The sequence below is a fragment of the Saprospiraceae bacterium genome, assembly GCA_016709995.1.
Classification (GTDB): domain Bacteria; phylum Bacteroidota; class Bacteroidia; order Chitinophagales; family Saprospiraceae; genus JADJLQ01.
This window is the reverse complement of record JADJLQ010000002.1, coordinates 225,452-238,650: the sequence shown is the minus strand read 5'-3', so window position 1 is coordinate 238,650 and position 13,199 is coordinate 225,452. Positions and strand designations below refer to the sequence as shown.

13 protein-coding genes are annotated in these 13,199 nt (G+C 41.7%); 6 read left to right on the top strand and 7 right to left on the bottom strand.

Annotated elements, in window-relative coordinates; genetic code table 11:
* Positions 1–59: 59 nt before the first annotated feature.
* The 5 genes from IPJ09_15440 to IPJ09_15420 are packed head-to-tail and all read right to left on the bottom strand — an operon-like array spanning position 60 to position 3,373.
* The gene (locus IPJ09_15440) at positions 60–377 is read right to left on the bottom strand and encodes a rhodanese-like domain-containing protein (protein ID MBK7372801.1); all 318 of its coding nucleotides are present in this window, start codon (positions 375–377) and stop codon (positions 60–62) included.
* A gap of 23 nt (positions 378–400) precedes the next feature.
* Positions 401–1,804 (bottom strand): MBL fold metallo-hydrolase, encoded by a 1,404-nt coding sequence (locus tag IPJ09_15435; protein MBK7372800.1) that lies wholly within the window; start codon positions 1,802–1,804, stop codon positions 401–403.
* 35 nt (positions 1,805–1,839) lie between these two features.
* Positions 1,840–2,643 carry a sulfite exporter TauE/SafE family protein gene (locus IPJ09_15430; protein MBK7372799.1) on the bottom strand — a complete coding sequence of 268 codons (804 nt, stop codon included), beginning with the start codon at positions 2,641–2,643 and terminating at the stop codon, positions 1,840–1,842.
* A gap of 7 nt (positions 2,644–2,650) precedes the next feature.
* Complete coding sequence (locus tag IPJ09_15425) at positions 2,651–2,968, bottom strand: helix-turn-helix transcriptional regulator (GenBank protein ID MBK7372798.1); 318 nt, start codon at positions 2,966–2,968, stop codon at positions 2,651–2,653.
* A 48-nt stretch (positions 2,969–3,016) separates the two neighbouring features.
* Positions 3,017–3,373: a hypothetical protein gene (locus IPJ09_15420; protein MBK7372797.1), complete on the bottom strand. Its 357-nt coding sequence runs from the start codon at positions 3,371–3,373 to the stop codon at positions 3,017–3,019.
* Positions 3,374–3,615: 242 nt separating this feature from the next.
* On the opposite strand from IPJ09_15420, the gene IPJ09_15415 reads away from it, so the two are divergent.
* The 6 genes from IPJ09_15415 to IPJ09_15390 all read left to right on the top strand — a co-directional run bounded on the left by IPJ09_15415 (position 3,616) and on the right by IPJ09_15390 (position 11,306).
* On the top strand, positions 3,616–5,457 hold the full coding sequence (locus tag IPJ09_15415; protein ID MBK7372796.1) for a gliding motility-associated C-terminal domain-containing protein: 1,842 nt from the start codon (positions 3,616–3,618) through the stop codon (positions 5,455–5,457).
* 83 nt (positions 5,458–5,540) lie between these two features.
* A complete protein-coding gene (locus IPJ09_15410) occupies positions 5,541–6,083 on the top strand; it encodes a hypothetical protein (GenBank protein MBK7372795.1) in 543 nt (180 codons plus the stop codon).
* Positions 6,083–6,655: a hypothetical protein gene (locus tag IPJ09_15405; GenBank protein ID MBK7372794.1), complete on the top strand. Its 573-nt coding sequence runs from the start codon at positions 6,083–6,085 to the stop codon at positions 6,653–6,655. The genes IPJ09_15410 and IPJ09_15405 overlap by 1 nt, the downstream gene beginning before the upstream one ends.
* Before the next feature lie 7 nt (positions 6,656–6,662).
* Positions 6,663–7,139, top strand: a complete 477-nt coding sequence (locus tag IPJ09_15400) for a hypothetical protein (GenBank protein ID MBK7372793.1) — start codon at positions 6,663–6,665, stop codon at positions 7,137–7,139.
* A gap of 430 nt (positions 7,140–7,569) precedes the next feature.
* The gene (locus IPJ09_15395; GenBank protein ID MBK7372792.1) at positions 7,570–10,500 is read left to right on the top strand and encodes a hypothetical protein; all 2,931 of its coding nucleotides are present in this window, start codon (positions 7,570–7,572) and stop codon (positions 10,498–10,500) included.
* Between the two features lie 44 nt (positions 10,501–10,544).
* Positions 10,545–11,306, top strand: coding sequence for a DUF2236 domain-containing protein (locus IPJ09_15390; GenBank protein MBK7372791.1), 762 nt, complete (start codon positions 10,545–10,547; stop codon positions 11,304–11,306).
* Positions 11,307–11,382: 76 nt separating this feature from the next.
* Here IPJ09_15390 and IPJ09_15385 read toward each other — a convergent pair whose 3' ends face one another.
* Both IPJ09_15385 and IPJ09_15380 read right to left on the bottom strand, forming a co-directional pair.
* Entirely contained in the window at positions 11,383–12,135 is a 753-nt protein-coding gene (locus IPJ09_15385; protein ID MBK7372790.1) for a transporter, read from the bottom strand.
* 368 nt (positions 12,136–12,503) lie between these two features.
* Positions 12,504–13,178: a DUF4386 domain-containing protein gene (locus tag IPJ09_15380; protein MBK7372789.1), complete on the bottom strand. Its 675-nt coding sequence runs from the start codon at positions 13,176–13,178 to the stop codon at positions 12,504–12,506.
* Positions 13,179–13,199 lie beyond the last annotated feature (21 nt).

The following is a 13,199-nucleotide window of genomic DNA, read 5'->3' as shown; positions in this document are numbered from 1 at the left end:
AAGGTTAATTAAAAAGCGGAGAATTAATGTCCACCCATTCATAAGGTTTGTTTTTTAAGTTACTTCACAAATTGATTTACCTCTTGCCAGCCTCCACCATTGATGACATTGGTGACGCCATTGGATTTGAGGATAGATTGAGCCATTTTACTTCTGGCACCACTTCGACAAAATACAACTATGGTATTTTTATTCTTGAATCGATCCAGTCGCTGAGAGATTTGATCCAGCGGAATATTGACAGATCCTTTGACATGACCTGATTTATATTCATCCGGATTGCGTACATCGACGAGCATAGCTCCCTGGGCAATGATGGATTTCAAATCTATGACTTCTTTTTTAGGGAAGAGTGTATTGATAATTTTTGAAAACATTTTTTTTGACTTTACTGTTTAATTTAAATTTTTTCTGCTACTACCACTGTGGTTGGTATTTCAGTTTGGCTGATGGCTGCGTAGCCACCTTCTATTTCGCTGAAGTTACGATATCCTCTGGCTTGCAAGATCGATGCGGCTACCATGCTACGGTATCCTCCTGCACAATGTATGAGATAATGCTTTGCAGGATTGATGTCCCGGATCCAATCATTAATATTGGCGAGTGGTTTGTTTTCAGCATTAACTACATGTCCACTTTCGTATTCACTTTCTTTGCGTACATCCAATATTTGATAGCCCCCTGATTCTAAAGCACCTTTAAAGGCATCGACCGTGATACGATCTACTGTATCAATTTCTTTACCGGATTTTATCCATTCATCCACACCCCCTTCGAGGTGACCCAGCACATTGTCAAATCCTACCCTACTCAGTCGGGTCACTGACTCCTCTTCTTCTCCGGGCGAAGTGATCAATAAAATCGGTTGATTGACATCTGCGATCAATGATCCAACCCAGGGTGCAAAATCACCTTTGAGACCAATATTGATTGATTGAGGCACATATCCTTTATAAAAATCCGTAGCTGGCCTGGTATCCAATAATACTGCACCGGACTCTTCTGCCACCACTTCAAACACTTCCGGAGTCAATGAGCTCATGCCCCTGCTTTTGACTTCTTCAAAAGAGGTATACCCTTTTTTATTCATAGCCACATTGGCTGGAAAATATGCCGGAGGTGGCATCAGCCCATCCGTGACTGCTTTAATAAAGGCTTCTTTGTTGGGCTGATTCAAGGCATAGTTTACCTTTTTTTGGTTGCCCAGTTTGTCGACTGTCTCTGTCATCATTTTTTTGCCACAGGCACTGCCAGCACCATGGGCAGGATAGACTGTGATATCGTCGTCCAGTGGCATAATCTTGGTGTATAGACTATCATATAACAGTCCTGCTAGTTCTTCCTGAGTCATATGCGCTGCTTTCTGAGCGAGATCCGGTCGTCCAACATCTCCGAGAAATAAAGTATCCCCTGAAAAAATACAATGATCCTTGCCTGCTTCGTCTTTCATTAAATAAGTCGTACTCTCCATGGTATGACCCGGGGTATGCAATACCTTGAAAGTAAGCTTGCCCACTTTAAACTCCTGGCCATCTTTGGCAGAGATACATTCAAATTCACATTCGGCATTGGGCCCGTACACAATAGGTGCTCCGGTGCTTTTACTGAGATCGACATGTCCGGACACAAAGTCTGCATGAAAGTGGGTCTCAAAAATGTATTTGAGTTTTACCTGGTCTTTAGTCAGTCGATCCAGGTAAGGTTGGATCTCCCGAAGGGGATCGATGATCGCTGCTTCACCATCGCTGGTGATATAATATGCTCCCTGGGCAAGACAACCGGTATAAATTTGTTCGATATTCATATTTGATGGATTTGATTAGATATTGAAGGATTTATTTAATTGTTTTTTAAAAATATTTCATTGACTAATATGAAAATACCCATGACGAGTACAAACCAACCAAAGGCCGGTTTTAATTTGGCGCCGCTTACTTTTTTTGATAGGGCCGTACCTGCAAACATACCTATGATAGCAAAGGCTGTAAACAGTAATAGTGTGCTCCAATCCAGGGTGTAATGACCCATATCTCCAGTAAAACCTATGAGTGATTTAAGTGCAATGATCAGCAACGAGGTACCTACCGCTAATTTCATGGGAAGTCCTGCCAATAATACCAAAGCAGGGATGATCAAGAATCCACCTCCGGCTCCAACCAGTCCAGTCAATCCTCCTACCAACACCCCTTCCAGTATGACGGAGAGATAAAACAAGCCCCCGGTATAATTTTTGTGCGTAGATTTTTCTTTGGTAGGCAGGATCATGGAGATCGATGCCATGATCATTAATAAAGCAAATAAGGCCATCACAAAGACTTGTTTGGTGATATCCAGGCTACCAATAGAAAGTACATGCTCCGGTATCATGGGCACCAAAAATTTACGCGTGGTATATACTGCTATGATACTTGGCAAGCCAAATAATAAGCCTGTCTTATAATCGACTAGTTTGTTTTTGGCATATTGCATTGCGCCAACCAACGAAGTGACACCCACTATAAACAAAGAATACGATGTGGAAAGCAAAGGAGATATACCCATAATATAAACTAATACAGGCACCGTCAATACCGAACCACCACCACCGATCATCCCCAAAGAAAGACCTATCAATGTCGCAAATAAATAACCTTCCGGATGGATCATACTTTTATTTTGGAGTTGTATAACAGCAATCCTCCATACAATGGATGATGTTTTTCATGTTAGGATAAGCTAGGCTGAAATACCTGTTTCGCCCCACTTTTTCAGCATTCAGCACCCCCTTATCTTTCAAGAGGATGAGGTGTTGGGAAGCGATGGCTTGTTCTAGGCCAAGTTGGTGCTGGATTTCCAATACGGTGAGCGGACCATTTTGGATTAATAAGTCTACAATAGTCAGTCGGAGCGGGTGGGCAATGACCTTGAGCATATTAGCAGCATGATCTAGTTTGTCTGCATCTACTCTATTTGATAATATTGGTTCCATAATTAGAGATACAAAGATATATATATTTCTATGTATTTATGTATCATTTTAAAATTTTTGGTGTTTTACATACAAAAGATTGATTATCAATAATGTAATAGTGAGGATCCATCCAAGTGGATAAGGCAGGATCAATAATCCATACCACCAACTCAAGGATGAGCCGGCTCCGATGCCACCCAGATAGGAAAAATAAAACATGCACGAGGTACCAAATACTATAAGGAGACTCGCCAATAAATAGCCTTTCCTCATCCTATCTCTGCTCTTATAGGTGAGATACGATAACAACAAGGAGCCAGGGATTATGAGGACTGACCCTTCCAGCGGATCTATGGCTCCGATGACTATAGTGGTCACACCTATAATAAATAATACATGCGCGCTCTTAATGTCTGATACCATATTGATGAGCAAGGTACTTTCTAAGGTGTTGATTCACAATGATCTTTGTCATTAAATACCACTACAGTCATCACCTGGGCTTATAAACACCATTTTGGTGGTCTTTTTTAATTCATTAGCTAAATTCTGTTGATAACAATTTCGATAAAGTTAATTTGAATAAGGTTTGATCGTCTTTGGACTCAGTAAATCCTGGTAAACTCCGCCTTATCTCGTAAAAAGGAAATATATTGGATGATCGAATGAGATTAATCATACTGCTGGTGATATGCTGTCAAACCTTGGATAGCCAGAGTCAATCTTGCTCAGGCAACCTAGGCGAAAATATTTTTACCAACGGAGACTTTGGTCGTGGGACTGCCAATATTCTCACACCGGATCCTAAAATCGCACCAGGCTATATTTATGGTTCCTTTACTCCACCACCTGATGGAGTCTACCTGATTACTAATAATTCTGACTGGTCCAATAAGTATCCCACCTGGATAGGAATCAAAGACAATAGCCCCGACCCTGATGGGTATATGATGGTGATTAATGCCAGTTATACTCCCGGCATATTTTATGAACAGACGGTGACGGGTCTTTGTGAAAATACCCTGTATGCGTTTTCTGCTGATGTGATCAATATGGTGCGCACAGTCATTACGGATCATACCTTTCCAAATGTGTCTTTCCTGTTAGACGATGTGGTCAAATACAATACAGGAGACATTCCTCAAAGTGAAAAATGGAATACGGCCGGTTTTACGTTTACCACGAAACCTGGACAGTTTTCACTAAAACTGACTTTGCGAAACAATGCTCCCGGTGGCAATGGAAATGATCTCGCTATTGATAATATATCTTTTAGGGCTTGCGGGCCACAAGCCCTTATACTCCCCGAGAAAACAGAAAATATCTGTGAAGACGGCAATCCAATTACATTAAATGCTACCATAGAGGGCAGCCAATATCCCAATCCCGCCATTCAATGGCAGATCAGTCAAAACGGTCAAAACGACTGGACCAATGTCGGACAAAATGTGAGTTTTCGACATACTAATTTAAAAGCAGGATATTATTACTATAGATATCTATTGGCTGCTACTCCACAAAACCTGGTCAATTCAAAATGTCGCATTATCTCCAACACCAAAGTCATTTTTGTCCAGCCTAAATTTTACAATTATGCTGATACGATCTGTGATGGAATGGTCTATACTTTTGGCAAAAAGACCTATACGCGGACCGGTATTTACGTAGATTCACTCCAATCCTCTATTGGCTGCGATAGTATCATCACTTTGAGATTGGAGGTCATACCAGATAATAAAATCATGATAGACCGCACGGTCACCTCTCCATCCTGCCAAAAAAAATCGGATGGATCTGTTTCTATAAATAATATTTACAAAGGTTACCCTCCCTACACTAGTTTCTTAAATAACCTGGCACCTGTCAATAACAATTTTAACAACTTATCGGATGGGTCCTATGTATTAAAAGTGATTGATCGATATGGCTGTAACCTTAAAGACACGATACAACTGGTCGAGCCACCCCCTTACCTGGTTGACCTCGGAGATGACTTGCATCTTATACTCGGACAGGAGGTCATACTGCATGCCTCTTCAACCTTACCTACGGTATCCGGGCAGTTTTGGTTTGAAGGCCAGGTCATATGTGATCTTTCCTGTGATGGAGATCCGTATATACCCTATAAGACTTCCACGCTCAAGTGGGTGGCCCGGTCAGAACGGGGATGCCTGGCTTCAGATAGTATCCAGGTGATAGTCGACAATGTGGTCAAAACCTTTGCGCCCAATATTTTTACTCCAAATGGCGATGGCATTAATGATTATTTTTTACCCCTGACCAATAAAAACATCGTCAAGGGAATCTCCTCCTTTATGATTTTTGATCGATTTGGTGGTGTAGTATATGAAGCAAAAAATTTATTCCCCAATGATCTTACACAAGGTTGGGATGGAACTCGTCATGGACTACCGGCCGATCAGGGTATCTATCTCTACAAAGTGGATATCGTGCTTATCAATGACGAAACTGTAAACCTGGCCGGTGATATACTTTTACTCAGATAACCGGCCCTGCTATTGTTTTAATCTAAAAACAGCTATTTAAAAACAGCAGGAGAATATCCTATATTTACAGTAGTTAATAGCATATGCCTAGTCCTAAACCACCACCAGACCCAAGGGATCCCAACATCCTGTATGCCTACGACGAATCGTTTGTGCCCTGGTCTATCTATATGAACCTGCAATCTTCGATTCAATTTGCAGATAATAAAGTCAATTTACTTTTTGTCATAGCCGGTATCATTTTCTCCATCGTGATGGCAGATGCAGATACGTTTAAAGAAGAGAGCCTTCCATATAAAATTGTCTTTGTTTTGTTTTTGCTCATCATGATTCCTTTTATGTATTATAGTATCAAGACAGTAGCCGCTTCTACTAAACACAAAGCGGATGTCCCGTCCAATAAACTGTATTTTTTTGGTGATATCCTGACCATGCAGGCAAGTCAATACATCGAACGATTTAAAATGGAGGCCAAAAGAGAACATTACGATGAACTCTTGCTTCAAATCCATAATTTAAGTCATATCGCTAAAAGGAAATTTGAAAATTATACCAAGGCGCTTTATTTACTTTGTGTACTGATCTGCCTGCTCATGGTGCTGATCATGCTTAAAGCTGTTTTATAATGGAAGTAGTAGCAAACAACAAAAACGATCCCCAGCACAATTCTTATTATCCGCTGGACGAAAAAGACAGTATACTGGGTTCGTGTGACGAATCATTTGTGCCCTGGAATGTTTATATGACTCTGCAATCTTCCATCCAATTTGCAGATTACAAAATTAATTTGCTTTTTGTTATTGCAGGTTTGATACTCTCTATCGTCATCGAAAGTACAGATGATTTTAAAGCTGAATCACTGGCCTTCAAAATTTGTTTTGTGGTTTTTATGCTTTGTATGATACCTTTCATTTATTACAGTGTAAAAACCGTAGCTGCCCATGTAAAAAGCAAACCGGATGTACAAAGTAAAAAATTGTATTTTTTTGGTGAAATTGCCAGTATGCCCACATCAGCCTATATCAAATTATTCAGAGAATCTCCCCGCGCTGTTCACTATGACGAACTCCTGTTGCAGATCCACAATCTGAGCAGTATCACCAAACAAAAGTTTTTTTATTACGGTAAAGCACTCTACCTGCTTTGTGTCATGATCGGCTTGCTGCTGGTCATGTTATTTTTAAAGGCTAAGTTTTAATTGTGCTATGAATAAATATCCTGGACTGGTTAGATCGATAATAATAACCACAGCGATTTCCGGCATGCTCGATCTGGTCGGTGCTGTGATGTCCTATATGATGATCAGGAGAACCTTTCCTGTGAAGATCCTTGAATATATCGCTGGTGGGGTGCATGGTGGAGAGGCCCTTGACGGTAGCCTTTTGATGAATGTGCAAGGAGGTTTATTTCATTTTATTATTACCGGATGCTGGACTGTGTTTTTTTATTTGCTCTATCCACACATTAATTTTTTGCATCGATCGGTGTGGCTAAATGCACTGATTTACGGCATCTTTATTTGGGCTGTGATGAATTTATTGATTCTGCCACTTTCAGCCTGGAAAGTACCTGTCAGCCCTATCAATGTGAAAGAAGCGGCAAAAGCTGCTATTATATTAATATTGTGTGTCGGTCTACCGATAGCCTGGAGGACAAAGACTTTTTATAAACCACATACCTGACGAGACCGACATTCAGTAAGCATTTTTTCTTCTCTCCGGTTAGACTAATGCGTGCTAACCAGATGCTTTTTATATATAAATTAAGGCCCCATACAGCCAAAACGGATAAAAAAGCAGATACTTTGGCTGATAAATTTGATCTTATATCCTATCCAAAGGATTAAATAAAGTCTCTCCCTTGCTTCGCAAGTATGTGGCCCGATTTACTAAAATCAAAGAAAACAAAAACATTTTCATCACCTTAAATCACCACTTTTGGCAGCAGCGATAATGCATGTTACAAAGTGCTAATACAGCGTGAAGTCATTTTGGATGATTTATTTTCGCGGTAGCTGTTTTATCCAATATTATTTCCAGTTATGGTTTTTTGCACAGCCGGAAAGTTCAGATTCTTTATCTTAGCCAAAGTCTTCTATTTTTTATCTAGCCAATGCGCCTTTGTGTATTATTGATCCTGGCCTATAGTCTATTAATTAGACCTGCCATCTGCGCGCAAAACGATGCCAATTTATCCCAAAAAGATAGCTCTATCGAAATCTCCCTATTGTATACCGGGCGCAGCCTGGGCGCATTGGGTGTCTTTCGGTCGCAGCGAGAGCACGAACTGGTTACAGAACAATCCAATGCTGAAAACCTGCCTTTTAAACTGGTAAGCCATGCCTGTTGGCGAGCACCCGGCCTGGTCGTATTTTTACCTTCTGATGAGCCCAAAGGCAATGAACTGGAGCTCATACTATCGCTCAAAGAAGGTGCGGTAAAATATGCGAACCAACGAGCTTTCATTACTCAAAATGTGGTTTTGGTACAGGACCCGTATCGCAATACACCTGATATGCTCGATTTATTGAAAAGGAATCAACGACAGCCGTTGGATTTTCCTGACCTGGTTCAAACCATAGTCACAATCTATAGTATTACCATTAAAGGAGATCACCAGGCCTATATTCTCGAGATGCCTGAGGCTGAATGGCTCAGTGATCCGCTACTATGGACCAAAGGTGAGGTCAATAGGGTCGATATCGGCGATGGTGGCAGATTGTTCGAATTACCTTTTAACCTGGGCGAAATAGTGGTGCGGTCTGAAGTATTAAAGAAAACCACTCGCGATCTCCCTTTAAAAACCCTGATAGATCTTGGACACATTGCCGGACAGTTTGGCATGGGCGCTAAGGATCTGGCCAGGCTCAACTATACTTTATTGGATCAAATGGGTTACACGATATCCGTCCCCTATCATTTTGAGTTATTTCTTGGTGCGGACACCTTGATTTCATTAAAAAAAGAATTTCCACACCTCAGATTTCTAGCAACCAATGTCAAATCTAAAGACAGTACTTTATTTGACCGGCACCTGATCGAAACATATGGCCCCGTAAAAATTGGCTTTATTGGATTGGTAGATCCCACATTACAAGGTGACTTATCCAAGAAAAGCCTGGAAGATTTTCGTTTTGTTTCCGCCATCGAATCGGCCAGATCCGAAATCCGGGTTTTACGACAAGAAAAAGTACAGGCCATCATTGTATTGTCCAATATGGATCCGATGGATCATGCTTTGTTAGCCCAGGAGGTAGACGGGATAGATGTGATCATCGCCGATTTGCAAAAAAACTGGAGCCTTAATCCTATACAACAATCGATCACTTTAGCTCAGGCTCATCGACAAAGCACCGGGGCTCCTTCACTGATCACCCGCTCTTTTGCCAATGGGGTTGGTGTCGGGCATCTCAGGTTAAAATTTACACCCGGGATGTTGCTCAGCAAAATAGATCATTCTGTGCTCCCGGTCACTGACCGCACACCCATCGATACTGTGATGCATCGTGATATCCTGGCTCAAGGTGACCGTAAGACTAAACCTAAAGGCGAACTGCTTTTTCCGGCATTTATAGACATACTTGGACGCAATCCTGATCTTAAGAATTTTGATGCAATCACACAGCAAGGTCGTGTCTCTCAAAAATTATGGGAGGAATTTATAGCCAGGTTGCTCCGAAAAGCCGGCCCTACTGAGCTGACGATTTTGCGGAGATTTCCATTATTTCCACCTTTGATAGGAAAACTACACGAGGACGAGGTACAATCCTGGTTGGGTGTAGAAGAAGACATTATCCTCTGTGATGTCAAGGGCAGTTCACTACTCAAATTGCTGGCTGACGATGTACATGGTGATCTGATCATGAGCGGGCTATCGAGACCTTCTGCCTCTACCCTTGCCTCCTCAGGGGTTGGACTTCCTTCCTTGTCAACAGACTGGTACCAGGCGCATTGCAGGGTGATGGGAAGACCAATTGACCCTGCCGCTTATTATCGTGTCGCGACTACAGATGTAATTTTTGAGGGCATACGGGCATCGGATTTTACTGATTCCCGACGGGTGAGAAAATATTTTATGGTGGATCAGGATGGGCTTCTCCTGCCTGATCCTGATAAAAATACCCTATCCCTGCGCACCTATGTATTAAATGAACTTCTTCGACTTCGCCGGACATATAAAGGAGAAAAAAAATACCTTGATGCCATCGCAGACCGGTTGATGCCTGATCCTATTTACGAAAGGCTTCTTATATTTAATTTTGACAGGCCTACCTTATGGACTTCCTACAACAGAAAATATAATAGTGATGGATATGGCGCAGTACCTGAAAGCAGAATCACCGCCACCAATTCCTGGGTGATCGGAGCCAGTGGACAGTTTAGGGCCACGATAGATGGTCAACACTCTTCTCTGAATCTTGGACTGACCCTGGCTTATGCCAAACAAAATGCAGAAATCTCCAAAACCGTCCAGCAGATTACAGAGTCCGACGATGATATTAAGTTGGATTTGACCTATAAGTACAAAACAAAGGGTGTGCTGAAACCATTTATCCGGGGACAATATGATACCGAATTCACCCCTACGATCAATCCGGTATCTTTTGAATCAAATTATAAACAACAGGCACTTCGCGGTGTCATTGGGTTTACCCGTAATCCCTGGAGACATTGGAAAAATATTGAATTGGCCTCTATCCTGGAGCAGGATTTTGCACAGGACAAAGCACAGTTTGGATTCACAGGTCGTGCTCAGGGGTCTTATCCGATAGGTCATGGGGGCGTCGTCTATTCTCTGCGCAATGAAGCCACCTATTTTTTTAATTCCAGCCAGGACACCAATCGCGACCTTGCTCTCAAATACAATATGATCCACGAAATACTGGTGCCGCTTGTGGATGAACTTTCTCTATCAGTAGGCGCCGATTTTTATTTTTTCAAGGGAAAGGTATCAGAGACAAAGGAACCGGGCATGAGTATGCTGCTGCGGGTTGGTATCACTTATGACCGGCTGTGGAAGCCAAGGTACCAGCCTTTGTTTTAACAGACATTCCATTATCCTCCATCACTTCCCTTTACTTTGCAGGTATGAAATATTTTGTAGAACCCACTTCTATCGTTCGGACTATCTGGGGCAAAGGAGATACGGTCTTATTTGTATTTGCAGGAGCAGCCGCGGAGTTTGCTTTAAATAAGGCTGTGGATTGGCTGTATTTTACCGGCACACTACCGGGTGATCCTTTGGGCAGGCTGTGTTCTACGATGAATTATGCACGCGGGATTGTATTCTCCGAAGAAGAGGCAGCCTTTAAAACTATCGATCAGATCAGTGCGATACATGCCGCTGTTGAAAACAAGCGTGGTCACCAGATCCCTGACTGGGCTTATCGTGATGTACTCTTTATGCTGATTCATTATTCTCAAGCCTCATTCGAATTATTAGAAAGAAAAATGACAGCCGTAGAAAAAGAAGAATTGTACGATGTGTTTCATCGAATGGGTTTGCGCATGGGTTTAAAATCTTTACCGACCGGTTATAATGATTGGTGCGTAGCACGGGAGGTCCATATGAGCGAGGATCTTGCGATGAGTGAATATACCACCGACTTATTTCATCAATATAAAAAACACCTGGGAGGCTTGAGATATAATTTATTGATCGAAGCTCAGAAATTGGTGGTGCCTGCTGCTGCAAGTAAAAAATTAGGCCTTGAAAGCAGTTCATGGCTGCCACCATTATTGAGCAGCTACAAATTGAGTCGCAAGATCGGCATGGATTGGTTTTTAAAATCTATGTTTCTGCCGAAGGCTTATAAAAAACAAATAAAAGATTTGGATAGAGTACCTTGATCAGAATGGCTGATTTCCTTTCAATTTTGTTTTTACTGGTATTGGTTGAAGACCGATTTGTATAAGCTCCCGTAAACTATCGGAAAAGATAAGTTAGACCAAATGTCTCAAAAGAAGTATTGCCTGGTACCAAAAATGAGTACCCTACTGCGAAGTCAAGCAATAGATCTGATGATAGCAGGTAAGATGCTCCGAAATCAATATTGTGGTTAGTCAACTTGAGCGGTCTAAAACTTGAAAAATATTCGCCAAAAAAAGACCACCGGTAAGACAATCCATACCCCAAAGAAAGGGTGGCCAGATATTCCGGTTTTTTTTCAATACCATCCCAGCTGATGCCGATATTATATCCCAAAACAAAACGAGAATTCACTTCGTTTTCAAAAGCCAATAATACTGTAGGAGCATAATAATCGACTTTATTTTTTTTAGAAGCTGCAAAGGGTAATTGTAAATAGGTAACTAAGGTGATGGCAGGTATAATTTGTTGTTGGCTGAGGAGAGCCACTTTGGCACTTATTGATATCGGATCAAGACCAAACGAGGGAGTTTTAAACGCATCATCACTGATAAATCCTTCGTTGATCAATATACGAAATTCCCAATTGGGGCCAACTCCATATCGAAGTAGGGTAGATTGTATTATGTCGTAGAGTTTTTTGTCCGTATGCTCAAAAATGAAGCCTGTCTCAAGCTGGAACGAACCAGGGTTTAATATATGAATACCATCACTTTGATCGGGTCTGTCTGCCTGGATCGCTTCTTCATTCTGACCCCAGCAAAGTGAAGAAAGCAATATTAAACCGAAAAAATATAAAATCTTAGACAAAAAGAAAAGAATTGGATATTGGGGAAATACGAAACATGGTAAATATCGAAAAAAAAATTATTATTTCAAAGCAGTGATCATACTGTTTGGGAGGAATTCTGCTCCCACCAACCCACATAAAGTAATTTTTTTTATAGTCAGGTAGATAGGATCAATCGATGCATGCTGACCTTATACCTTTCGTTTGTCTAGATTGGGTAGTCGCAGTACAACTGTTTCAAAACGGTTTTCAGTTTTTAAAGAGTTGTACTGCGTACTTTATTTTTTGCCCAATCAGATTGATATGATCTTTTCTACTTTGTAGTGGCAATTTATGACTTCTCCAAAACGGTTGATCCTCAACTTCTACTCGTATTTCCTTTCGTAATCTACCTGAGCACAGTTACAGGATCTGGAAAAGTTGTATTAAAGCCTTTGACAACCAGCCAGATGCCCAGTGAAAACTCAAATAACGCTACTGGAATGGCTGATATCATTGCCAGGGGATCGTGTTGTCCAATAAAACCGAAAAGCACTGCGATATAACCAAGCAGGAGTAAAGGTCCTCCCAATAGACCAATAAGGGATAGGCTTCTTGGTACCAGGCGCGACTGATATAGCAGGTAGCCTAGCAGTAGATCACATAAGGCCGGCATGAAGCTTTGTCCGAGCAAGAAGATCCGGTCATAAAGTATGGCTAATGCGTGACTGGCTCCTAACGCTTCAGTTCCTGCACCAGACTGTCGTAATGTCACGATCGACAACAAAAATGAAACCCCGACAAAGATGGTGCCTGATTCCAGGATTCGGGCGGCGACCAGGCCAAGGGCAAGTCTTTCATCTTGTTTCTTGAGCACTGGAAATAATACGACAGCTGTTGCAATGCCTGCGAGTGCCACAATGATCTCCAGCACTCCGCCAATGATGACGGAGGTGTCTGGGCCGGCACTGAGGATGTAATTCGGACCTTTTACGTGACCGTAGAGTGAGAGGGTCGGTATAGAGACAAAGGTGAGTAAATAAAGTACACCTGCTGCCAGTGAAGTCTTTCGCTGTGCGCTCATCGGGAATCGTTGTACTGATGT